This window comes from Tenacibaculum sp. IMCC1 (genome assembly GCF_054906355.1).
On record NZ_CM142818.1, the window covers coordinates 1,801,842 to 1,826,624 of the forward strand.

Below are 24,783 nucleotides of genomic sequence, written 5' to 3' on the forward strand. Positions count from 1 at the left end.
AGTACTAAAAATAGTATTTGGGCTCTTTTTTTTGCTTTAAAATCAAGCATTTACACAAAAACACATTCATTTCAACTCATTTACAAAAGTTAAAAACCATATACAATCTATAAAATGGGTTGCAATTTGGGTTGCAACTCTAAAGTTTTGGGTTGCATATTATTTACTTAAAAACCAAAGAATTAACTAATGACAACAAATAATTATAAAATACTATTTATGATTGCACGTAGCAGAATAAATAAAAAAGGCTTAGCCCCTATTCTATGTAGAATAAACTATAAAAAGAAAAGAAAACCTTTTGCCACAGGGTTATTCATAAATCCAAATCATTGGGTAAGTAAAAAGCAAAAAGCTCATCCTCCTAATGAAGAAAACAACTTTATCAATACACAACTAAGTCTGATTACTCAAAAAGTAAATCAGGCTTTTTTGTTTTTACAGGTTAATAAAACAGATTTTGATGTAGATGATATTTATTTAAAATATAAGGGAGAAGACACAAAACAAGAGAAAACTATTTTAGAAGTATTTGAAATCCATAATAAGCGTGCAGAAAAGCTTATAGGTAAAGACTATGTATTACCAACCATATGGAAGTTTAAACAATCTAAAAACCTATTAAAAGACTTTATACTACACAAATACAAAAAAAGTGATTACTTATTTAAAGATTTAACCTATAACTTTATTACTGAATATGAATTTTACTTAAAAACAGAAAAGAAATTAGCCCAATCAACAACTTGTAAAGCCATTCAGAGATTTAGAAAGATTATTAAAATCGGATTAGCTGAAAAGTATTTACAAAGTGACCCTTTCCTTTTATACAAATGCAAAAGAATTAAAACAGAAATTATATTCTTAACTACCGATGAGTTAAAGAAACTAGAAAAACACAAATTCAAACAACCAAAACTACAGCAGGTAAAAGATTTATTTCTGTTTTGTTGTTATACAGGATTAGCATTTGAAGAAATGTCAAATCTAAACTCAAATCATATTATAAAAGGTTATGATAAGAATGACTGGATTGAAATGAAAAGGAAAAAGACTAAAACTAAAATTTCAATTCCATTATTACCTATTGCAAATAAGATTTTGAAGAAGTACAATTACAAGTTCCCTAATATATCAAACCATAAATTTAACTCCTATTTAAAGGAGATAGCAGATATAGTTGGTATTAACAAACATCTTACTCATCATATTGCTAGAAAAACTTTTGCTACAACAGTCTTACTATATAATGGAGTACCTATGGAAATTGTTTCAGAATTATTAGGACACTCTAAAGTCAGTATAACACAAGAATATTATGCTAAGGTCATAAAGAAAAGTATTAGCAACGAAATGAAACTTCTTAAAAAGAAGCTCTAGATACGGAAAACCTCATAATTATCAACCAAAACATTTATAGCTTTAGCTTTTAAAATTAAGTGTTATTTTTACAATTGAAAATATAAATATAGGTGTTTACTTATAACAAGCTCCTTAATCAGGAATCCGCCAAATTTCTTTAGAAATCACAGGGGCAGTACAATAAGTAGATACACACTCAATTCGGGTGTGTTATCTCTGTGCTGTTTAGTGTGGTTTAGGTTCTTGGCGGAGCCTCTGATTAGCTGAATAAGTAGGAGAGCACACCTTTCTTTTTTACTAACAATTCTGTTAGCTTCTCCACAGAAACAAATATTATTAATTATGAAAAATATTTTAATCTTATCATTAACTCTATTTACTTTATTATCATGTTCATCTGATGATGAAACAGTAGATGCTACAACAATTTTAGGAACTTGGAAATTAATTAGTCATTCAGATTTAACTACTCTTCCAGATTGTATGAAAAACTCTGCAATAAATTTTAAATCAAACAATACATTATCAGGTATTGCATATGAACCAAACGGAAATAACTGTGATCAAAACAATGTTACAGGTAGCTACTCAAAAGAAACTGAAACCTTATATAAAATAACAATCTCTAACGCTAATTCTGACACAGAAATAACAGCAGAATTAAACACTAATAAACTGATTTGGAAAGAGAAAAGCCCAACCAAAACAAGAGTGTTGAATTTTACAAAAAACTAGCTTAAACCTCATGAAATCAAACACAACAAATCTGCTTTATTTCAAGAATTTAATGGGTGTTTGTACTATTAAATGTAAAGGTTGTCATTATAAAACAGAAGAATTTACAGTGCATGTAAAACTGAATGTAAAAGACCCACATCAATGTCAAGAATGCGGAGTAATTTCAGAGACAAAAGAAGCTATTTGTAATCATACCGATTCAATATCTAAAACTGAACCGATATTTTGCTTAAAGTGTAAATCCACTAATATAACACCTACTATAGAATATATTTAATTATGGAAAAAACACTACTGTTGTTACTTTTACTTTTCTCCAATATTGTAGCTTCTCAAAATTTCAATGGAGAATATAAAAGTTACTTAACTAGTTTTAAAAACGAATTAGACAACACAAAGAATTATAAAGAAAAGGCAGAGTTTAATCTTTTAATTACTGATACTTATATAGTGATTCAAGATATAAGACTACCAGAAAAACCTCTTATATATAAATGCAAGAAACCTCTAAAAAGTTTACCTAATTTATATGTAAAAGAAAAGTGTATTAACGAGCATTTAGAAAATAATTCAACTTCTACAATTACATTTTATAGAAAAGAAAACAACTTAAATATAATGACTTCAGATATAAACTCTAGTCAAGTTTTCTTTGGATTACAAAAAACAATTAAAAAATGACATTTCTTTTAAAAAGAATATTAATTCTAATTATGTTTTATTCTATTACCAGTTGTAATAGTCAAACGAAAGAGACTTTTAAATTTGAATATTTGAATGCAAACAACGACAAGTTAAAAGATTCAACTAAACTAAAATTAAAGTTTTACTTCAATGAGTATTCATTGAAAAGAACTAATAAATATTTATCCAATCTTGAAAGTTTTAAAAAATTAAAACAGAGATTGAGTAAAAAATCAACATTTTCGTATTTGAAAGATTTTGATGAATCTTATTATGCCCCTAGTTATTTAAAAAGGAAAAAAATTAAAAACAAATCTGGTTTTACTGACTTTGTATTAGACACCCTTTTTTATGAAAATATTAAAATTGAAAGTTTAAAGTTTATTTCCGAACAACATTATGACAGAATAGAAAACTTAAGATTAACCAGATTAGAATACGACAAAAATATCAACAGTATAATTAAGTTTGAGTATAATTTAAAATCACCGATTTATTTTATTGGCAATAAAAATAAAATAAGATTTAATATCAACTTCTTAAATATTTCTTCAAAAGACATTAAGTCTTTTAAAGGAACTATTTTTATTAATAATAACGAAATGGAAAATATTTTTAGAGCTAATATAGATTCAAAAATATTGCCTTATCAAAATGATTTAAAATCCGAATTAGAAAATTGGGATACAAGAGTTATAAATGAATATAGAACAGATACAAACGAATTAGAAATAGAAGTTTCTAGCTACATAAAGTCTATTCTAAAACAAAATATTAAAAAATTAAACTTGACTTTTATACCAACCAAAATAACCTTTAAAGACGGAAGTATTATGCATCAATAAAATTTTTTTTAAAATTTTTCAAGACACTTTTATCATAGTGTACATGGAGTAATCTAATATCAACCTGCCCCCTTTTACCTCTGGGGCTTTGTACCCCCGTATTAATGTTTAATTTTTAAATTTAAAATACTATGGTAAAAATTATTGATTACAAGACATGTGAAAGAACAGATGGTTCAGAATTTAACGTACTAATTGTACAAGGAGGATTAGAAACAGTTACAAGCAGAGAAACTGGTAAAACCTATTTCACCGCTAGAAAAGCTAATGTTCCCTGTACATTTAATGAAACAGTATGCAAAAGCTTACTAGGAACAGATTTAGAAGGAAGTATACAAAAAGTTGAAGTCACACCGTATGAATATACAGTACCATCAACAGGAGAAACTATTACATTACAACACAGTTATCAGTATATAAGTAAAGAAGAAAGCATTGTTAGAAACAATGTAGTACAACAACAGGAAGAAGTGTATTAAGCACTTTACCACATAGATAAATAAAGGGTTTCAGTAAAATGAAGCTCTTTTTTTGTCTTTAAAATTAGAACAACTAATCATTTAAAATGATACCACATAATTAAAAACATTATGGAATTAAAAAAAACACAAAGAAACCAAGTAAAACTACGTATCGGATTGTCTGGAGTTAGTGGAGTTGGCAAGACACATTCAGCCTTATTACTAGCCTACGGAATCACAGAAGATTGGAATAAAATAGCTGTCATTGATACAGAAAACAATTCAGCAAGTTTATATGCACATCTAGGAGATTTTAACGTCGTAAACTTAGAAGCCCCATATAGTCCAGAAAGATATGTTGAAGCCATACAATTATGCGAAGCAACTAAAAATATTGACGTCATTATTATAGATGGTATCTCCCAAGAATGGAATGGTATAGGTGGTTGTCTACAAATCCACCGAGAATTAGGAAGTAGATTTCAAGATTGGGGCAAAGTAACACCACGACACAATAGGTTTATCAATACAATTCTACACTCAAATTGTCATGTAATAACAACCACACGAAGAAAAGTAGATTATTCACTAGAAAAAGACCCAAATGGTAGAACTAAAGTAGTAAAACACGGAACTAAAGAAATCACAAGATCTGGATGGGAATATGAATTGACTGTAAACTTTGAATTTACAAACATTTCAAATCACATGGTTAGAACTAGTAAAGACAGAACAGGGCTATTTAAACAACATGAATTTGTGATTACAAAAGGAGTAGGAAGAAGGTTAAAAGAATGGTGTCAACAAGGAAAGGATATAACTGTTCAGAGCCAGCTAGTACAAAATAATGAAGTAGTTAAGTAAAGTAAATGCGAACTAATCTAAAAGCACCATTATTTCAAGATTACAGCGTATTTAAAGTAGTTACGACAACATATAATATAGCTAAATCGTCAAGATTCCCACTATATAATAACAATAGAAAATGAATGATAAAGAACTAGCAGAAATACTTAAATACAGTAATCCTAGGCAACTTTATGTAGTAACGTGGAACAATGTATTAAAACTACTGTTTTGTCCGTTTAAAGTACAGGTATTACAAGATGCAGGAGAGTTAAAGAAAGATGAAATTGTTTGGGTGGAAGAAGTAAAAGTAACATCAGATTTAAAAACTGTATATAAAATCAAAAGCAAATTATATTATTACTATTATTTTAACATAAAATCAAATTAATTTTACATTATGATTAGTATTAAATGTAATTAATTAAAAATAATTTAATAAAAATTTGCATATGTTAATAATTTGACATATCTTTGTAATAATCCTAATTTTTAAAGGGTTATCGTGTTGGACAGGAGAAGATAATGTAGTGAGGAAACCAACATAACTTCAGCAGTAGAACTGTACAGAATCAATTCTGTTAATTATCCCAACGTTTTAGTAGATGTAACAATATTAAGTATAGATAATTTACTTGATAGTGAACGTAATCATTGAGATTACAAATGAAAAGAAAGATATATGAACAAGAATTATTTTATTCCATTCAATTTGGAGCTAGATGCATTAGTTTATAGTAATTACCCAGAATTTAAACCGTTTAAGAAAGATAAATTAGCGTATATATTATCGTTATTAAATGAGTTGATAGTTTCTAATAAAGATTTGGTCTATAGTCGTTACACCCCGTTAAATGCTCAAGTACTACAAGGGTATGTAAAGAATTATAAACAGTATTTGAATTATTTAATACACGATTTAAAGATTGTAGAATCCGATAATATGTATATAGCAGGAGAAAAATCAAGAGGTTTTAGATTTATTGATAAATACCAGACAATGGTGAAACCTTATAAAACAATGGATTGGACAATGAGAAAGAAAATGAAAGTAGAAAATAACAAAGCATTATTAACAGTAAAAAACTTGAAATATTTAACAAAATGGTTTGATGGACTAGAAATCAATTTTGATAAATGTTATGATTTTATAAATCAAGAGTATCAGATAAAAAGTAAATACAAAGAGTTGAGAGATTATGATGTTGTTAATGAAGAGTATAAAGACCCGCTAAAGCATTTTAATCGTTCAGTAATTACTGCCAGTAATATTAATAATAAAACATACTTTTTAAAGCGAGATAATAATGTTAGTAGATTTCATAGTAATTTGACGAATATTAGTAGTATGCTGAGAAATGGATTAACTTTTAAAGGAGAAAAATTAGTTAGTATTGATATAACGAATTGTCAACCGTATTTAAGTACAATTTTATTTAGAAAAGAATTCTGGGGAAAAGAGTATAAAGATTCAGGATATATTAATTTCTATAATATTCGTAATAGTATTAATTATTACATTATGTTAGGAGAAATGTCTGTATCCCCTGTAAATAAAGGGGTTGAGCGTTATGTGGATTTAGTGGTAAATGGAAGGTTTTATGAGTATTTACAGGATCAGTTTAAAGAAGAACTTGGTTTAGACTATGTGGATAGAAAACAAGTGAAAACAGCGGTGTTTCAGACATTATTTACAGGTAACAGATTTATAGGACAAAGTAAAGCTGCTCCAAAGAGATTATTTGCAAAATTATTTCCAGAAGTATATGAGGTTTTTAAACAGATGAAAAAGAAAGATAAAACTTTATTACCTCGTATGCTTCAATCCATTGAGAGCTATTTAATTGTTGATGTAATTTGTAAGAGAATTAGTAAAGAGCTTCCAAAAGCGCCGATATTTACAATACATGACAGTATTGCAACTACTCCAGTTTATGTAGAGCAAGTAAAAAACATAATGCTGGATGAATGTAAAAAAGGTATTGGATTTGAACCGAAGTTAAAATTAGAATATTGGAATGAAGAGAATATGGACATGTATATAGGAGAACTTAAAAATAGAATATCTAAGAGTATTGCTTAAATAAAAACTGTTTTCAACTATACAGAAATATTTTTTTAATGTTTTTTCATATATTAGTCCCTAAAACCTCCGAAACAATATGAATCTATCAAATAATGTAACACAAATCGTGTTAGCTATAGTTGCTCTATTCGCAGTAGGTATAGTTGTGAAAATTGTTAATAAGAACAAAAAAAATAATAATGTCAATCAAAAAAACATTTCCATTGGTGGAAATGGAGATGTAGTAGGAAGAGACAAGATTACTAAAAATGATTAGAAATGGAGGGCAATCTGACATCTCCATAGGCGGAGATGGTGATGTAGTTGGTGGAAATAAAATAACCCACATTCATAATTCTAAAGGAACAAGACTAAGCAGACTCTTTGATGCCCTTAACAGAGAAGTTCAAAATGACAAGAAACTTCAAAATGTATGTGAAGAATTAAATAGATACCTTACAGATAAAGACACTATTGGTTTAGAACGAAAACTTGAAGATGGTGGTTTTGACGAGGACTATATAATTGAAGCTATAGAACAGAAAGAGTATTTTTCAAAAAAATTATATAAATATCAAGAGTATGAATCTGCTCAATTTATTTATGTTGACTTACTCGCTCTTATTAAGACCAACTTTACAGACTACATCTATCCTTTACTAAAACAAAAACCTGACTTATTAACACTTAACTCTGAATTAAGAGATAAAATAGTTAATCCTATACTTAACACTTTAAATACTGATGGTGCTGGGGATAGTATTTTAAATTTAAACGCTGAAGAAGTTAAGGGTATGGTTTATTATTTAACAGGCAGATGCCATATAAAATGGAGTAAATGATAGTATATAACCAAGCATTTGACATATATCATACAATTTTCAGAATTGGAACTATTTTAAGATATTACAAGGGAGAAAGTGTTGATATAGAAAGATTAAGAATTTGGGATTTTTACTTGGCTTACCCTAGGGAAATCTCACATATAAGATTTGGAACTTCACCAGAAGATAGAGATATAAAAAAAATATTTCCTAAAAAAGATAATCCATATGAAAAGCTACATAATCCAATTAAGTTTTTTTCAAGAATGAAACCCTACCAACTAAACGCTATCAAAACTTTAGCTTCATATGGGGTAATAAACAAAGATTACTTAATCACAAACAAAATTAATTTCATTGAAAAAGAAATGCTAAATCAGTTCACAGATGAAAATTTTTATTTTACAAATAGAGAGCTAAACATAGTTAAAATAATGACTTCTTATTTTAATAAGATGCCTTTATACGGAGACAAAGGATTAAAAAGCAGAACTAACCTTTTAGAATACAGATACGATGCTTAATACTTTATTTTTAAAAAGATTACTTATACTAAAAGAATCTAAAGGAATAGCTTATGATGAAAATTTTCATAAAGGTGTCAACATTATAAGAGGAGCTAATAGTAGTGGTAAATCTACAATAACTCATTTTATCTTCTATGCCTTAGGAGGCTCCTTTAACAACTGGACAGACGAAGCCAAATTATGCGAAGAAGTTTATGCTGAGATAGAATTAAATGGAATTTCTTTGACTTTAAAAAGATTCATTTCTGAATCAGGCAACCAACCTATGTATATTTTTTTAGGAGACATAGATGAAGCCTTAGATATAGAGTCTGCTGGATATTGGAAAAAATTTCCATACAACTCAACCAATGACAAAATAAGTTTTTCTAATTTTTTATTTGAAACTTTAAACATACCCATAGTCTATGGTGACAATAACATCACTATGCATCAACTACTAAGGCTACTATATATAGATCAAGACTCTCCAACAAGTTCTTTCTTTCTATATGAGCAATTTGACTCAGGATTAACAAGACAAACAATTGCTGACTTATTATTAGGTGTATACGACTCTTCCTTATACACAGATAGAATTGACAAAAGAGAATCAGAAAAAAAATTAACTGATGTAGAATCTGACATCAGAACAATGCGTAAACTTTATGACGACTTGAGGTTATTAAATGTTAATCATGTTAAAAATTTAATAGAAAATAATCAAGTAGACATAAAGTTAGTGAATGATGAAATTTCTAAATTAAGAGAAGATAAAAAGAGAATCAACTTTGGAAAAAATTCTAAACTAAATTTTCAAAAACTTAACAATGATGCAATAACACAAAGAAAAAGAGTTTTGAATTTATCAAATCATATAGATAAACTAGAATATGAAATCAATGACTCTATTTTTTTTATTGAAACATTAGAACAAAAAAAAATTGCCTTAGAAAGATCAATATTGACAAGAGATTATTTCAAAAGTTTTCCTTTTAGGTATTGTCCAGAATGTTTAAGTGAATTAGAAGTTCCAGATGAAAACCACTGTAAACTTTGTAAACAAGAAATAGACGACAAACAAAACAGCATTATAACTAAAAGAATGCTGCAAGAAATATTATTTCAAATCAAAGAATCAAAAAAACTATTAAATATCAGAGAGGATGCTTTAAAAGATAAATTATCAGAATACGAAGCAAACAACATTCTACTAAATGACTTGCAAAAACAAGTTAATGTAGCTATGAAAGATGTTAAATCTTTTAAAAGTGAAAAAATAGATCAGCTTTTAATTTCCAAAGGAGAGTTAGAGGGTATGATGATTCAATATGCCAACACTTTAGAAATAGCAGAAAGATATGAACTTTATATAACGCAGAAAGCAGAATTAAAAATTAAAATTGAAAAATTAACAGACTCCATTTCTACCAAAGAATACAAACAAAAAAAACTAGGAGAAAAAATAAAACTATCAATTGAACAATATGCTCTTGACCTACTTAAAAATGATTTAAATAGAGAAGTTGGTTTTAAAGAAGCTACTTCTTTAGATATTAATTTTTATGACAACTCAATTTATGTTGATGATAAGAAAAAAAAGTTCTCTGCTAGTTCTGAGTTTTACTTAAAAAACACAGCTAGGTTTTCTTTGTTTTTTAGTAGTCTAGATATAGAAAGAATGAGATTCCCTAGGTTCATCTTAAGTGATAATATGGAAGATAAAGGAATTGAAAAAGTAAGAGCTCAAAATTTCCAAAGACTAATAATTAAAAAAGCAAATGAATCAATAAACAAGGATTTTCAAATAATATACACAACCTCATTTATACCAGAAGAACTAGAAGGTAGTAGCTATTGTGTAGGAGATTTTTATTCTGAAGAAAACGGCAGAAAATCTTTAGATATTTAGAAACAATAAAGCTTTATAATATACTATAAAAGGATTGAACTTAGGTCAACAAAAAAAGAATACAGAAATAAACAACTATTAATCAGCGAGTTAAAAACAATTTCAGAGCCCATGTGGGACCACCTTTTAAAGCTTCACTTTTTGTGAAGCTTTTTTTGTTTACACAAAACACATAAACAAGCACTTACATATCATTTGCAAGTGCTTTTTATAAAATTTTTCTTTTACCTCCCCTTTTTAATCAGTACCTTTGCGGCCTTATGATAAAAAAACTCAAAGACAAAAAGAACAAACGAGTATTCAGTTTTAACTTTTTAGTTTTTAGGAATCAATCAGATAAATTCATTCCCCCTTCAAGACAACCATCATTCTTTTAAGCTAAAAAGAGAACTCTCTTCTCCTTTCACTTGAGCATGTACTTTTACAAGTACACTTCCTTTACATTTATCAATATTAATAATGAATTTCACAAAAAAAAGCCTAATCTTGGTTGCTTTTTCTTTTGTTACAGTTATGTTTTCACAAGAAAAGCCTGAGGTTAAAATTGGCGGAGCACTACGATTTAACTATAACCTATCTTCTTGGAAAGATGGTCAAAAAAAACGTGGAGGCGATTTCGGTTTCGACGTCTTCAGAATTAACGCTAAAGCAAAATACAAAGGAATAAAACTTAATGCTGAGTACCGTTTTTATTCTCAAAGTTTTGGAGGAGGTATGCTTAAACAAGGTTGGCTAGGGTATGATTTTAATGAAAAAGACAACATTCAATTAGGATTAACGCAAGTACCTTTTGGTATTACTCAATACAATTCTCATAGCTGGTTTTTTGGTATTAACTATTACCTTGGTTTAGAAGACGATCATGATATGGGTTTAAAATTCACACACAAAGGCAAAAAATGGGAATATGCTTTAGCTTTTTTCAAAAATGCTGAAGAACTTAATTTTGGAAGTAACTCTGATGTTTCCGATAGTCGATACTCATACGATGTTGCTTCTATAGACATTAATGGGGATGGCTCCTTAGACTTAAGGTATAAAGAAACAAACCAATTAAATGGAAAAGTAAATTATCACTTCGGAAATAAAAACACACAACACAAAATAGGTTTTTCTGCACAATATGGTGGTCTCTATAATCTAGACACCGAAGACACCTATAGCCATCATGCCTTTGCCTTACACTATCAATTAAACGTGAAAAACTTTGATGCTAAAGCACAAGTATCTAAATACAAATACAACACAAAGAATACTACTTATAAAGATCTTATAGCCTTAACTGCTTATGGAGCTCCTTACCTTACTGCAACAGAAGCAACAACATATACTTTAGGCGCTGCATATACCTTCCCTGTAAAATGGAAACCTATTTCTAGCATACAAGTTTATAATGACTTTGGTTATATGGATAAAACAGCTGAGAATTTTGAAGACAGTATTATGAATGTTTTTGGGCTCTTGGTAACAGCTGGTAATGTTTATACTTATATAGACTTTGCAGCAGGAAAAGATCATCCTTGGTTAGGACCTGTATGGACAAATGCTTTAGCCAACGGAACTCCTAATGCTAATTGGGACATGAGATTTAACATAAATATTGGATATTATTTTTAATAGAACAAAACATTAACACATGAAGAAAGCAAAAAAAATAATTAGAAGTGACGAACGGAAATCAATTTTTGGACTCAATGTTAACGGACCTGTATTCTTCACATCTTCAATTGTAATTATACTTAGTGTAGCTTTAACTTTGCTTTTTAAAGAAAGAGCTCAATCATATTTTGACATAACACAAAATTTTATAGCTAACAAAACCGGTTGGCTATTTATCTTAGCTGTGAATATTTTTGTAGCGTTTATGCTTTACTTAGCTTTTAGTAAGTATGGAAGCTTACGTATTGGTGGAGCAAAAGCTAAACCAGAGTTCTCGACCACTTCTTGGTTTTCCATGCTTTTTAGTGCTGGTATGGGTATTGGATTACTCTTTTGGAGTATTGCTGAACCTGTTTATCATTTTTCTTCTCCTCCTTTAGCTGATCCTAATACCGCTGCTGCTGCCAAAGAAGCCATGAATGTTACTTTTTTACATTGGGGATTACATGCTTGGGGTATTTATGCTTTGGTGGGGTTATCTTTAGCTTATTTTACGTATTCCAGAGGACTTCCTTTAACAATCCGCTCTGTTTTCTACCCATTTTTAGGAGATAGAATTCATGGTAGAATTGGTGATATTATAGACATTTTTGCTGTTTTAGCTACTGTTTTTGGTTTGGCAACCTCTCTTGGCCTAGGTGTTAAACAAGTTGCCGCTGGTTTAGAGCATGTTTTTGGTTTAGATTCAGGAATTTCGCTACAAATATGGTTAATAGTTGGAATTACATTAATTGCTACCATTTCTGTAATCTCAGGAGTTGACAAAGGTGTTAAATTTTTAAGTGAAATGAATATGCGCATTGCAGTACTTTTATTACTTGCTGTAGTAATTCTAGGGCCTACCATTTTCATTTTAAAGTCATTTGTACAAAATACAGGTAGTTATGCAAATGATTTAATTAGCCTTTCCACATGGGCTGAAGCTTATACTGGAACAGAATGGCAAAACTCATGGACTATTTTTTATTGGGGATGGTGGATTGCTTGGTCTCCTTTCGTAGGTATGTTTATTGCCCGTGTTTCTAAAGGAAGGACTATTAGAGAGTTTATTCTTGGAGTATTGATTGTTCCTACATTGATTACCTTATTTTGGATTACGGCTTTTGGAGCAACCTCGTTACATGAGATTTTAGGTGGAGATACAACTATTGCAGACGGTGTAAATGACAATGTTGCTACCGCTCTTTTTGTCTTCTTAGAAGATTTCCCTTTTTCCATGGCACTAAATATTATCGCTATTGTACTTATTGCTAGTTTCTTTGTTACCTCATCAGATTCTGGTTCTTTAGTGGTAGATAGTTTAACTTCTGGAGGAAAAATTGACGCCCCAGTAGGTCAACGAATATTTTGGGCACTTGCAGAAGGTGCTGTGGCTGCCGTTTTATTATTAGGAGGTGGCTTAAAAGCTCTTCAAACAGCATCTATTGCAACCGGACTTCCTTTTACCTTACTTTTGTTATTAATGTGCTATTCTCTTTTTAAAGGATTAAAAGAAGATTATAAAGAACATCTCAAACGTCTAAACCAAAAAGAAAAGGAAGAATACCAGGAAACTGTGAAAAGATTAATAGATTCGAAAAAACAAAAATCTTAAATTATGAAAATTAAAAATATACTAGTTGCCTTAGATCTTTCCGAACTAGATGTTACACTTATTAAGTATTGTAGCATGCTTGCAAAAAACCATGAAACAGAGAATGTATATTTTATTCATAATGTAAAAAAGTATGAAATAAGCAACTTATTTTCTGAACAGTTAGAAAACATTAGTATTGAAGATATTATTGAAGAGGAGTTAGACAACAGCATCAACAAACATTTTGATGCCGATTGTAATTATGAGTTATTAGTTTCTGACGATGCTTATACAGAGAGCTTAATTAGCTATGTTGCTAATAAATATCATGCTGATTTAATTATTTTAGGTAATAAAAACACCTACAAAGGATCTGGATCGGTTTCAGGAAAGCTATTACGAATGGCAAAATGCAATATTCTTTCCATTCCTAAAGAAGCCAATCTAAATCCAGAAAACCTAATGATTGCAACCGATTTTTCTTCGGCCTCTCTTAAAGCTTTCAACACCGCTTCTTCCATTAACAAAAAGAAAGAACAACCTACATTAAAAGTATTAAATGTTTTTAAAATCCCTCAGTTATTTTTTCCTTACATTAAAATAGATAAAGCTCGCGAAAAAGTGGAAAAACACGTTAGCTTGCAATTTGAGAAACTACTTAATAAAACAAAAGCTTCAAACGTAGAAACAATAAAAGCTTCTGCTGGTGATGACAGTATTCCTGAAAAAATAAGAGCTATTGCAGAAAAAGACAAAACTGATATTTTATTTGTAGCAGATAAAGGGCATAATAACTTCACTTCTCTTTTAGTAGGAAGTGTAACAGAAGAGTTATTTACACAAGATTTACATATTCCTTTATGGGTTGTAAAACACTATATTGCCTCATAAAAAAGGGAGTTGAAAATTCAACTCCCTTTTTTATAATACTATTCAAGTTTATTTTTAAAAACATCTACCATTAAAACCCTATGAAATTTTCAGGGTTTTATCTCTAATTCTTTTTTTATAAATTATTAAATTTATTCGGTAAAAATTAACTTAACTATGAAAACTAACAAACTCTTCTTTATTTTAATCCTCATTACTGCTTTTCTTTCTTCTTGTAGTATTCTTAAAACAGCTCCATACGATCAATACTCATTTCAAAAAACTATTGAAATAAAAATAGATGCCACTCAACTTATAGATAAAGCTGAAAACTCTTATAAAGAAAACAGTAAAGAAATTGAAAAACTACAAAATGAAATTGCTAAAATTGTTGAATACGAGAAATACAAGCCCAACAACGAGATAACCTATAAAATGTGGTTGTTATTAGCTGACCAAGACAAAAACTTACTTGCTGGTTTTTTAAAACGATGGAAAGAAAAGGATAAGCTTTCTCCTTTTTTTATCACGGAAGCTAAAGGGCAAATAACTGAGGCATTTAATCTGTTACTTGAATACGAAAGTAAAAAAGAACCTGCTACAAAAAACAAATTACTACAACTTCTTTCAAACAATTAATACGCTATGGATTTCGAAAAAATATTACAAGAATTAAAAAAATCACTAATCTCTTTATTTAGTGATAAGTTTAGTGAATTTTCACAAGAATCTAAAAAAGACATTGAACTATTCTTGAATGATTCAAAAGACAAACTAGAAAGATGGACGTCTTTATTAGCACAAGGAAAACTTACCGTAGAAGATTTTGAATGGCTTGTAAAAAGCCAGAAAGACTTATTTCAAATGAAAGCTTTACAAGCCGCAGGTATTTCAAAAATAAGCTTAGGTCATTTTAAAAATAAAGTTCTTAATACTATCGTAAGCACAATAAAAACTTTAATTTTTTAAAACTAGAAAACGATGAATATTTACCCTTTCATCGTTTTTAATTTTTCTTGACGCTCCTCTACTAAAAAATGGGGGTTTTCTTGAAATTTCTTCCAAAGAGATAATAATTTTTTAAAAATTAGCATTTCAGTAGCTCTGTCACCATATTGAATAATTAGATATGATAACAAATTATAACAAGCAGTATACTCCCCACATGCAATAACACTGTTTAACATACCATTTGCCTTATCTTTTTTCGTGAACCATAAAGTTGTGCCAAACGATGCGCTTTTATTTGAATTTTTAATAATTGCTTCGCTTATACCCCCTGTATATTTCTTTATTTCCTCCCAACCTCTCTCGTTCTCTGGTCGGGTTGTTTGATTTCCTGAAGCATCTTTACATCGTAGCTCATACACTGTAGATGTAATTATTTTATTTGGAAAAGTACTATAAATCGCATTTGCATGTTGCCTCCTATCATTTTTAAGAAAAACTACACTTGCCATGCGAACCAACGATTTTGCTCTGTTAAGTATATAAAAACCAACTCTTCTTGGCGGTAAATATAACCTTTGATCTACACCTGTTTCATTTTGCATTAATTTAGATAATGAAAAAAACAGAAAGTGAATAAACACCAAAAAAGCTAATACTACAACACTTATTGTGTACCAAACCATCATCTTTTGTACTCCAAAAAACACGGTAACTATCAACATAAATAATAAGGTAAAAGCGCTAGACACATAGGACACATACTTACTAAACCAAGAATCAGAAGCAAATTTAAAACCCTCTCCTGGATATGGTGATGAAACATCACACAAAAAATATAAGTCATGAAGTTCAGGTTTTCCTTCACATTGATTTTGCGCTTCAGACACAAAAACAGAAGCACCTTGATTATCTACAATACCTCCATCCATCAATCCTATTTCCTCTAAATCATTATGCTTCGGAGTAAAATCGTACGGAAAACCTATAGGCTCAAATCCTCCCGGAAATGCTGTAGAAGCAGCTATTACATCTCCTAATTTTATATCATTAATAACTCCTTTATATTTGCTATGTGCTTTTCCATTTCCAAACCTTTTTTGATTTCCTTTTATATTTTGAAACCTAAACTGATGTGTACTATCAAAATCTGTTGCATTAAAAATCACCCTTTCTAAATGCGTTTTTCCTTCGCTAATTGCATCTTGAACCTCTCCCAAAGTTGCATTATCTGTTAACTTATTATACTCTATAGCAAACGCATTAATCGGATTTTTTCGCTTGTGCTTATTTTCGGGCTGATTCCAAATTAAAGGCCATCTCAAGTGACTAAGTGCATTACTTGTTAACTCATCCTTTGCTAACCACGCATAATACTCATCAAAAAAAGTTTGAAACTCTTTTCCTTCAATTTGAGATTGTGCATACTTAACCCCGGTAATTGTTCCTCCAGAAACGGTAGAAATTGCTTTTACATTTTCTAGTAAACCTACTTTTTCTAATAAAGACAATGTTCCTAATGAAAAACAAGCAGCTCTATATCCTCCTCCAGAAAAACATAAGGCAATAGACTTAAATAGTTCCATGGTTTTCATACAATTTTTATAATTTTATCTTATCCTCTTAAAGCATGTAATCTAGCTACATATTTCCCAATCACATCAAATTCTAAATTCACTTTGGTACCTATTTTAAAGTTTTTAAAGGTTGTATGCTCGTAAGTATATGGAATAATAGCCACACTAAACTCATCCTTTTTAGAGTTTACCACAGTTAAACTTACTCCGTTTATAGTAATCGAACCTTTTTCAATCGTAACATTAGAGCCATCAAAATCATATGAAAAAGTAAAAACTGTACTCCCTTCAGCATCTTCTATATTTTTACAAACCCCTGTTCCATCTACATGTCCCTGTACTATGTGCCCATCTAATCGAGCCCCTAACTTCATTGCTCTTTCAAGGTTTATCTCATCCCCTACCTGCAAATCACCTATATTCGTTTTGTCTAGTGTTTCTTTTATAGCTGTAACTGTATACTCATCCTTATCAATTGCAACAACTGTTAAGCAAACACCATTATGTGCTACACTCTGATCTATTTTTAATTCATTGGTTATTGTACTTCTTATTGTAAGGTGTAAATTCTCTTTTTCACGCTCAATCCCTTTTACAATTCCAAGAGTTTCTATTATTCCGGTAAACATTCTATAAAAATTTAGTTACTTTTGTTAGCATCAAAAATACAACTTTACCTACGAAAGTAAACTATGGATAAAGCAAACAAAATTATTGTCGGAATTTCGGTTGGGGACATCAATGGAATTGGTATCGAAATTATTTTAAAGACATTTGAAGACAAACGAATGCTTGATTTTTGCACTCCAGTTTTATTCGCTTCAAACAAATTAATTTCATATCATAAAAAGACGTTAAGACTTAACACCAGTATTCATGGAATTACTTCTTTAGATAAACTTGTTCATGGTAAAGTTAATTTATTAAACAGTTGGAAAGAAGAGGTTAAGGTAGACTTAGGTAAAACTACTGAAGAAGGTGGTAAATTTGCCTTAAAATCATTACAAGCAGCTGTTGGGGCTTTAAAAAAGAATCAAATAGATCTTATTGTTACAGCTCCTATTAACAAAGAAAATATTCAATCTGAAGAATTTAAGTTCCCAGGGCACACAGAATATCTAGAAGAGAACTTTGATGGAAGAAGTTTAATGATTTTAATGACAAATGAATTACGTATTGGTTTAATAACTGGTCATATTCCTGTTTCTAAAGTTTCTGAAACCATTACTCCTGAGCTTATAAAATCTAAAGTTGAAATCATGTACAACTCTTTAAAACAAGATTTTAATATTAGCAAACCTAAAATTGCAGTATTAGGGCTAAATCCACATTGTGGTGACAATGGGATAATTGGTACTGAAGATGACGAAATTATTCGCCCTACTATTACTGAAATTAAAGAAACTGGTAAATTAGTTTTTGGCCCGTATGCAGCCGACGGTTTCTTTGGTTCAAAAACCTATGAACAATTTGACGGAGTTTTAGCCATGTATCACGACCAAGGTTTGGCTCCATTCAAAGCTTTATCGTTTGGAAATGGTGTAAATTTCACTGCTGGTTTGAGCAAGGTAAGAACCTCTCCAGACCATGGAACTGGATTTGATATTGCTGGTAAAAATAATGCCAATCCCACATCTTTTAAAGAAGCCTTATTTACCTCATTACAAATATTTAAGAACCGAAAAGAGTATCAAGAACTTACAAAAAACGCATTAAAAGCAAAATAGTTCATTTTTTTTACTCAAAACATAAAAGTAAAAACATTTTTTATATCTTTGCACGCTCAAATTGATAGTTGTAGATGAAAGACTTAAAACAATTCAACATACCTTTTGTAGGTTTAAAAGAAGGAAGTCATTTGTTTGAATATCAAATTGACAAAACGTTCTTTGAAGCATTTCAGTTTGACGAGTTTAACAACGCTAACATAAAAGCTGATATTACATTTGTTAAAAAAAGCACTTTATTAGAGCTAGCTTTTAACATAAGCGGAACAGTTAATGTTCCTTGTGATATTACCAATGAGTTATTTGATTTACCAATCAATGGTAATTTAGATTTAGTTGTTAAGTTTGGACCTGAGTTTAATGATGAACACGATGAAATCTTGATACTTCCACATGAAGCTTATCAAGTAAATGTTTCTCAATATATATATGAGTTAATTGTGTTATCAGTACCGAGCAAAAGAGTACACCCAAATGTTGTTGATGGTACTATGCAATCGGATGCTTTAAGAAAATTAGAGGAATTAAAAATAAACGAAGAAAAAACTGTTGAAGAAACATCAACAGACCCTAGATGGGATAAATTAAAGGATTTACTAACAGATAAATAAGACATAAAATGGCACATCCAAAGAGAAAAATATCTAAAACTAGAAGAGATAAAAGAAGAACTCACTATAAAGCTTCTGTACCTCAAATAGCTGTTGATCCTACAACTGGAGAAGCTCATTTATACCACAGAGCTCACTGGCATGAAGGAAAACTTTATTACAGAGGTCAAGTAGTATTAGAAAGTGCTGCTGCTGAGGCTTAAAAACTAGTTTAAAAAATAAAAAAACCCTCTACTTTGAGGGTTTTTTTATGTTTTTACATCAAAAAATACTCTTTTTGATGTTTTTTTCTATAAAAAAGTGAAATAATTTTCATTACTTTGAAAACTCGTTTTACTACAAAACAAACAACTATGACTAAAATAACTGCAGCTATAACAGCGGTAGGAAAATATATTCCAGAACATGCTCTAACTAATAAGGAGCTAGAAACAATGGTAGACACCAATGATGAGTGGATTACTACGAGAACAGGAATCAAAGAAAGAAGAATTTTAAAAGGCGAAGGTCTTGGAACTTCTTTCATGGCAATAAAAGCAGCAGAAGATTTACTTCAAAAATCAAATACAAACCCTGAAGATATCGACATGGTTATTGTAGCAACTGCTACTCCAGATATGCCTGTAGCTTCAACAGCAGCTTATACAGCTTCTAAAATAGGAGCCGTAAATGCTTTTTCTTATGATTTACAAGCGGCTTGCTCTAGTTTTTTATACGGTATGTCAACTGCCTCTAGTTATATTGAAAGCGGGAGATATAAAAAAGTATTGTTAATTGGTGCCGATAAAATGTCATCAATTATTGATTATAGCGATAGAGCTACTTGTATCATCTTTGGAGATGGGGCAGGTGCTGTTTTATTCGAACCTAATAACGACGGTTTAGGGTTACAAGATGAATATTTAAGAAGCGACGGAATTGGTCGAGAATTCTTAAAAATCGATGCAGGTGGATCAATTTTACCAGCATCAGAAGACACTGTTAAAAACAAGCAACATTTTGTTCATCAAGAAGGAAGAACTGTATTTAAGTTTGCTGTTTCTAACATGGCAGATGTTTCTGAAAAAATGTTAACCAGAAACAACTTAACAAAAGATGACATTCAGTGGTTAGTACCACACCAAGCTAATAAAAGAATCATCGAAGCTACTGCTAATAGAGTAGGCTTAGAAGATGATAAAGTAATGATGAACATTCATAAGTATGGAAATACAACGTCTGCTACTTTACCGTTGTTACTTGCTGACTATGAAAAAGAGTTGAAAAAAGGAGATAATTTAATTTTTGCCGCATTTGGTGGAGGCTTCACATGGGGAGCTATCTATTTAAAATGGGCCTATAACTCATAAACTAAACAACTAAAATTTAGGAAAATGGACATTAAAGAAATTCAAAGTCTTATAAAGTTTGTAGCTAAGTCAGGTGCAAGTGAAGTAAAGCTAGAGATGGAAGATATTAAAATCACCATTAAAACTGGAAGTGACACTCCTGAAACTACTATTATTCAAGCCCCTGCCCCTGCAGCAGCTACACAAATGATGGCTCCTGCACCAGTAGCACAACCAGCTACACCAGCTGCAGCCCCAGTAGCAGCTGAATCTACTGACGACTCAAAATATGTAACTATAAAATCACCTATCATTGGTACTTTCTACAGAAAACCTTCCCCAGATAAACCTAATTTTGCTGAAGTAGGAACAGAAGTAAAAGTTGGTGATACTGTTTGTATCATTGAAGCAATGAAATTATTTAACGAAATTGAATCAGAAGTATCTGGTAAAATCGTTAAAGTATTAGTGGATGATTCTTCTCCAGTAGAATTTGATCAACCATTATTTTTAGTAGACCCATCATAATTTTTGGTTTAGAAGTTTTAAGTTTAGAAGTTTAGCTATGCTAAACTCTTAAACAACTAAACCCAATAAACTCATAAACTAAAAGACATGTTTAAAAAGATATTAATTGCCAATAGAGGCGAAATCGCGCTACGTGTAATTAGAACCTGTAAAGAGATGGGGATAAAAACAGTAGCTGTTTACTCAAAAGCAGATGCTGAAAGTTTACACGTACGATTTGCTGATGAAGCTGTTTGTATTGGACCTGCCCCAAGTAGCGAGTCTTATTTAAAAATGGATCGCATCATAGCAGCTGCAGAGATTACAAATGCTGACGGAATTCACCCAGGATATGGTTTCTTAGCAGAAAACGCTAAATTCTCAAAACTATGTGAAGAGCACGAGATTAAGTTTATCGGAGCTTCTCCTGAGATGATTGATAAAATGGGAGACAAAGCGAATGCTAAAGCTACCATGAAAGCTGCTGGAGTACCGTGTGTACCAGGTAGTGACGGTGTAATTACCACATTTGAAGAATGTGAAAAAGTCGCTTTAGAAACGGGATACCCTGTAATGTTAAAAGCATCTGCTGGTGGTGGTGGTAAAGGTATGCGTGCTGTTTGGAAAGCTGAAGATTTAAAAGATGCTTGGGATTCTGCAAGACAAGAATCTAAAGCTGCTTTTGGAAATGACGATATGTATATGGAGAAGTTAATTGAAGAACCTCGCCATATTGAAATCCAAGTAGTAGGTGATGCTTATGGTAAAGCTTGTCACTTATCTGAAAGAGATTGTTCAGTTCAACGTCGTCACCAAAAATTAACTGAGGAAACTCCTTCTCCATTCATGACAGAAGAATTACGTGATGCTATGGGAGCTGCTGCTGTAAAGGCTGCTGAATATATTAAGTATGAAGGTGCTGGTACAGTTGAGTTCTTAGTAGACAAACACCGTAACTTCTACTTTATGGAAATGAATACTCGTATTCAGGTAGAGCATCCAATTACTGAAGAAGTTGTAGACTATGATTTAATTCGCGAACAAATCTTAGTTGCGGCTGGTGTGCCAATTTCAGGTAAAAACTACAAGCCACAATTACACTCAATTGAATGTAGAATTAATGCAGAAGATCCTTATAACGGATTTAGACCTGCTCCAGGAAAAATAACTTCATACCATGCTCCAGGTGGTCATGGTGTTCGTATCGATACTCACGTGTATGCTGGGTATATGATTCCACCAAACTATGACTCAATGATTTCTAAGTTAATTGTTACTGCACAAACTCGTGAAGAAGCGATTAACAAGATGAAACGCGCATTAGATGAGTATGTTATTGAAGGTGTAAAAACAACAATTCCTTTCCACAGACAATTAATGGATCATCCAGATTACGTAGCAGGTAATTATACCACTAAGTTCATGGAAGATTTTGAAATGGAATCATAACATATTTCAACATAGAATAAAAAATCAGTGAGTAACTTCACTGATTTTTTTATTTCATAAATTCGCATAATGAATTTTTTATACAATTTACTTCTTTCTGTAGTATCTATATTACTCCCATTAATAGCTTTATTCAACAAAAAAATAAAGTTATTTTATGAAGGGAGAAAAGAAACATTTTCAAGACTAAACAGTATTTCCAAAACTGATAAAGTAATTTGGTTTCATGCTGCTTCTTTAGGGGAATTTGAACAAGGAAGACCTATTATTGAAGAGTTAAAACAGCTTTATACAGGTTACAAAATAGTTGTTACTTTTTTCTCCCCCTCTGGTTATGAAATCAGAAAAAACTATCCATTAGCTGATGTTATTTGCTATTTACCATTAGACACAAAATCGAACGTTAGAAAATTCATCAAAAAAGTACATCCAGATATGGCTATTATGATAAAGTATGAGTTTTGGCCTAATCTTCTTTCAGAATTAAAAAAACATAATGTTCCTACGATTTTAATTTCAGGAATTTTTAGAAAAAAACAATCCTTTTTTAAATGGTATGGAGGTTTTATGCGTGAAAAACTAACTGTTTTTAATCACTTTTTTGTACAAAACAAAGCTTCTAAAGACTTATTAAATTCTATTAATTTTAATAACGTAACCATTGCTGGTGATACACGATTTGATCGCGTATACGATATTTTACAACAAGATAACTCGTTAGATTTTATTTCTGAGTTTAAAAATAATAATTACACTGTTGTTGCGGGAAGTACTTGGAAAGAAGATGAAGAACTTATTGTAGATTATTTAAATAATCACGCAACTGATGATGAAAAGTTTATTATTGCTCCACATAACATCAATAAAAAACAGATTAAAGAGTTACAAAACTCAATCAATAAAAAAACTGTTCTTTACTCTGAAAACCTAAACAAAGAGTTATCAGGATATCAAGTTTTTATAATTGACACTATTGGCTTACTTACAAAAATATATTCATACGCTGATGCTGCCTATGTAGGTGGTGGACTCGCTACTGGTTTACATAATATTTTGGAACCAGCAACATATGGTGTTCCTGTTATTTTTGGTGGTAATAAATACAGTAAGTTTCAAGAAGCAATTGATTTACTAGAAATAGGAGGTGCAAAGACCGTTACAAATACTAATGAATTTTCCAGTAATTTTGCTTTATTACAATCAGACAAAAAACTAAGAGAGCAAATGGGGAAAGTTAACCACAATTATATTTTAAAAAATGTGGGAGCAACAAAAAACATTATCACTTATTTAAAAAACATATTATAATGGATTTTATATTACAACCATGGTCGTGGTATGTATCTGGGCCACTTATCGCCTTTATACTATTTTTATTCTTTTATTTCGGTAAAAATTTTGGAGTATCAACTAATTTAGAAACCATGTGTACCATGGTTGGAGCAGGTAAAGTATCTGATTATTTTAAGAAAGATTGGAAAGAACGTGATTGGGCTATTGTTTTTTTAATTGGTTTAGTAATTGGAGGATATATAGCCATTAACTACCTCTCTGCTACACCAAAAATTGATTTAAACCCAACAACTGTAAATGAATTAGCTAATTTAGGTTTTCAAAATGCAGGAGAAACCTATGTACCTAATGAAATTTTCAGCATTGAAAACATGTTAACCTTAAAAGGTTTTACAATTTTATTAATTGCTGGAATTTTAATTGGATTTGGAACTCGTTATGCAGGAGGATGTACCTCAGGACATGCCATTACAGGACTAAGTAGTTTTCAATTACCTTCTTTAATTGCAGTAATTGGTTTTTTTATTGGTGGTTTAATAATGACTTGGGCTCTATTCCCTTTAATATTTGGTTAAGATGAAGAATATAAAATTTTTAGTTATTGGTATAGTTTTCGGAATTATTTTATCTAAATCAGAAGCTGTTTCTTGGTATCGAATTTATGAAATGTTTAGATTCCAATCTTTTCACATGTATGGTATTATTGGTTCTGCCGTAGCTATTTCTGCAATACTTATGTATTTCTTTAAAAGTGGAAAGGTTAAAGATTATTTAGGGAACCAAATTAACATTAGAGAAAAGAAAAAAGGATTTATTAGAACTTTAGTTGGCGGCACTATATTTGGGTTAGGTTGGGCACTAGCAGGCGCTTGTCCTGCTCCTATTTTTGTTTTGATTGGACAAGGAATAATCCCAATGATTATTGTACTCTTAGGAGCTCTTATAGGGGCTTTTATTTATGGTTTATTGAGTAAGAAGTTACCTAATTAATATAA

The 24,783-nt window shown here is 30.6% G+C and carries 28 protein-coding genes; 26 read left to right on the forward strand and 2 right to left on the reverse strand.

Annotation, left to right across the window (positions count from 1 at the left end; all coding sequences use genetic code 11):
• The first annotated feature begins 189 nt into the window (after positions 1–189).
• The 17 genes from ACXIHB_RS08450 (at position 190) to ACXIHB_RS08530 (ending at position 15,317) form a co-directional block, all read left to right on the forward strand.
• Complete coding sequence (locus ACXIHB_RS08450; protein ID WP_462098050.1) at positions 190–1,380, forward strand: site-specific integrase; 1,191 nt, start codon at positions 190–192, stop codon at positions 1,378–1,380.
• A gap of 324 nt (positions 1,381–1,704) precedes the next feature.
• The gene (locus ACXIHB_RS08455; protein WP_462098051.1) at positions 1,705–2,097 is read left to right on the forward strand and encodes a lipocalin-like domain-containing protein; all 393 of its coding nucleotides are present in this window, start codon (positions 1,705–1,707) and stop codon (positions 2,095–2,097) included.
• Positions 2,098–2,379: 282 nt separating this feature from the next.
• Complete coding sequence (locus ACXIHB_RS08460) at positions 2,380–2,781, forward strand: hypothetical protein (protein WP_462098052.1); 402 nt, start codon at positions 2,380–2,382, stop codon at positions 2,779–2,781.
• Positions 2,778–3,629 (forward strand): hypothetical protein, encoded by an 852-nt coding sequence (locus tag ACXIHB_RS08465; protein ID WP_462098053.1) that lies wholly within the window; start codon positions 2,778–2,780, stop codon positions 3,627–3,629. Before ACXIHB_RS08460 ends, ACXIHB_RS08465 begins: the two co-directional genes overlap by 4 nt.
• A gap of 131 nt (positions 3,630–3,760) precedes the next feature.
• Positions 3,761–4,108, forward strand: coding sequence for a hypothetical protein (locus ACXIHB_RS08470; protein WP_462098054.1), 348 nt, complete (start codon positions 3,761–3,763; stop codon positions 4,106–4,108).
• A 111-nt stretch (positions 4,109–4,219) separates the two neighbouring features.
• Positions 4,220–4,954, forward strand: a complete 735-nt coding sequence (locus tag ACXIHB_RS08475) for an AAA family ATPase (RefSeq protein WP_462098055.1) — start codon at positions 4,220–4,222, stop codon at positions 4,952–4,954.
• 121 nt (positions 4,955–5,075) lie between these two features.
• Positions 5,076–5,327 (forward strand): hypothetical protein, encoded by a 252-nt coding sequence (locus ACXIHB_RS08480; protein WP_462098056.1) that lies wholly within the window; start codon positions 5,076–5,078, stop codon positions 5,325–5,327.
• 291 nt (positions 5,328–5,618) lie between these two features.
• Positions 5,619–7,019, forward strand: coding sequence for a hypothetical protein (locus ACXIHB_RS08485; RefSeq protein ID WP_462098057.1), 1,401 nt, complete (start codon positions 5,619–5,621; stop codon positions 7,017–7,019).
• Positions 7,020–7,098: 79 nt separating this feature from the next.
• Entirely contained in the window at positions 7,099–7,278 is a 180-nt protein-coding gene (locus tag ACXIHB_RS08490; protein ID WP_462098058.1) for a hypothetical protein, read from the forward strand.
• Positions 7,271–7,843: an ABC-three component system protein gene (locus ACXIHB_RS08495; RefSeq protein WP_462098059.1), complete on the forward strand. Its 573-nt coding sequence runs from the start codon at positions 7,271–7,273 to the stop codon at positions 7,841–7,843. The genes ACXIHB_RS08490 and ACXIHB_RS08495 overlap by 8 nt, the downstream gene beginning before the upstream one ends.
• Complete coding sequence (locus ACXIHB_RS08500) at positions 7,840–8,349, forward strand: ABC-three component system middle component 5 (RefSeq protein ID WP_462098060.1); 510 nt, start codon at positions 7,840–7,842, stop codon at positions 8,347–8,349. The genes ACXIHB_RS08495 and ACXIHB_RS08500 overlap by 4 nt, the downstream gene beginning before the upstream one ends.
• Positions 8,342–10,243, forward strand: a complete 1,902-nt coding sequence (locus ACXIHB_RS08505; protein WP_462098061.1) for a hypothetical protein — start codon at positions 8,342–8,344, stop codon at positions 10,241–10,243. The genes ACXIHB_RS08500 and ACXIHB_RS08505 overlap by 8 nt, the downstream gene beginning before the upstream one ends.
• A gap of 459 nt (positions 10,244–10,702) precedes the next feature.
• Positions 10,703–11,860, forward strand: coding sequence for a hypothetical protein (locus ACXIHB_RS08510; RefSeq protein WP_462098062.1), 1,158 nt, complete (start codon positions 10,703–10,705; stop codon positions 11,858–11,860).
• 19 nt (positions 11,861–11,879) lie between these two features.
• Positions 11,880–13,496: a BCCT family transporter gene (locus ACXIHB_RS08515; protein ID WP_239178130.1), complete on the forward strand. Its 1,617-nt coding sequence runs from the start codon at positions 11,880–11,882 to the stop codon at positions 13,494–13,496.
• A 3-nt stretch (positions 13,497–13,499) separates the two neighbouring features.
• Positions 13,500–14,369, forward strand: coding sequence for a universal stress protein (locus ACXIHB_RS08520; protein ID WP_053056727.1), 870 nt, complete (start codon positions 13,500–13,502; stop codon positions 14,367–14,369).
• A gap of 156 nt (positions 14,370–14,525) precedes the next feature.
• Positions 14,526–14,987, forward strand: coding sequence for a hypothetical protein (locus tag ACXIHB_RS08525; protein ID WP_159614306.1), 462 nt, complete (start codon positions 14,526–14,528; stop codon positions 14,985–14,987).
• A gap of 6 nt (positions 14,988–14,993) precedes the next feature.
• Positions 14,994–15,317: a hypothetical protein gene (locus ACXIHB_RS08530; RefSeq protein WP_073182128.1), complete on the forward strand. Its 324-nt coding sequence runs from the start codon at positions 14,994–14,996 to the stop codon at positions 15,315–15,317.
• A 20-nt stretch (positions 15,318–15,337) separates the two neighbouring features.
• Here the strand turns inward: ACXIHB_RS08530 and ACXIHB_RS08535 are convergent, their stop codons facing one another.
• Positions 15,338–16,882, reverse strand: a complete 1,545-nt coding sequence (locus tag ACXIHB_RS08535; RefSeq protein WP_172644855.1) for a patatin-like phospholipase family protein — start codon at positions 16,880–16,882, stop codon at positions 15,338–15,340.
• Between the two features lie 29 nt (positions 16,883–16,911).
• Positions 16,912–17,502 (reverse strand): riboflavin synthase, encoded by a 591-nt coding sequence (locus ACXIHB_RS08540; RefSeq protein WP_047789951.1) that lies wholly within the window; start codon positions 17,500–17,502, stop codon positions 16,912–16,914.
• 63 nt (positions 17,503–17,565) lie between these two features.
• Between ACXIHB_RS08540 and pdxA the strand changes: the two genes are divergently transcribed.
• From pdxA to ACXIHB_RS08585, 9 genes are all read left to right on the forward strand, one after another.
• Positions 17,566–18,600 (forward strand): 4-hydroxythreonine-4-phosphate dehydrogenase PdxA, encoded by a 1,035-nt coding sequence (gene pdxA, locus ACXIHB_RS08545; protein ID WP_047789950.1) that lies wholly within the window; start codon positions 17,566–17,568, stop codon positions 18,598–18,600.
• 74 nt (positions 18,601–18,674) lie between these two features.
• Positions 18,675–19,211 (forward strand): YceD family protein, encoded by a 537-nt coding sequence (locus ACXIHB_RS08550; protein ID WP_462098063.1) that lies wholly within the window; start codon positions 18,675–18,677, stop codon positions 19,209–19,211.
• A gap of 8 nt (positions 19,212–19,219) precedes the next feature.
• Positions 19,220–19,414 carry a 50S ribosomal protein L32 gene (gene rpmF / locus ACXIHB_RS08555; protein ID WP_047789948.1) on the forward strand — a complete coding sequence of 65 codons (195 nt, stop codon included), beginning with the start codon at positions 19,220–19,222 and terminating at the stop codon, positions 19,412–19,414.
• Positions 19,415–19,564: 150 nt separating this feature from the next.
• Entirely contained in the window at positions 19,565–20,560 is a 996-nt protein-coding gene (locus ACXIHB_RS08560) for a beta-ketoacyl-ACP synthase III (RefSeq protein ID WP_047789947.1), read from the forward strand.
• A gap of 24 nt (positions 20,561–20,584) precedes the next feature.
• Complete coding sequence (gene accB, locus ACXIHB_RS08565) at positions 20,585–21,067, forward strand: acetyl-CoA carboxylase biotin carboxyl carrier protein (RefSeq protein WP_047789946.1); 483 nt, start codon at positions 20,585–20,587, stop codon at positions 21,065–21,067.
• An 87-nt stretch (positions 21,068–21,154) separates the two neighbouring features.
• Positions 21,155–22,495, forward strand: coding sequence for an acetyl-CoA carboxylase biotin carboxylase subunit (accC, locus tag ACXIHB_RS08570; RefSeq protein ID WP_047789945.1), 1,341 nt, complete (start codon positions 21,155–21,157; stop codon positions 22,493–22,495).
• 69 nt (positions 22,496–22,564) lie between these two features.
• A complete protein-coding gene (locus ACXIHB_RS08575; RefSeq protein ID WP_047789944.1) occupies positions 22,565–23,803 on the forward strand; it encodes a 3-deoxy-D-manno-octulosonic acid transferase in 1,239 nt (412 codons plus the stop codon).
• Positions 23,803–24,363, forward strand: a complete 561-nt coding sequence (locus ACXIHB_RS08580; protein ID WP_083574772.1) for a YeeE/YedE family protein — start codon at positions 23,803–23,805, stop codon at positions 24,361–24,363. The genes ACXIHB_RS08575 and ACXIHB_RS08580 overlap by 1 nt, the downstream gene beginning before the upstream one ends.
• A gap of 1 nt (position 24,364) precedes the next feature.
• On the forward strand, positions 24,365–24,778 hold the full coding sequence (locus tag ACXIHB_RS08585) for a DUF6691 family protein (protein ID WP_073182143.1): 414 nt from the start codon (positions 24,365–24,367) through the stop codon (positions 24,776–24,778).
• Positions 24,779–24,783 lie beyond the last annotated feature (5 nt).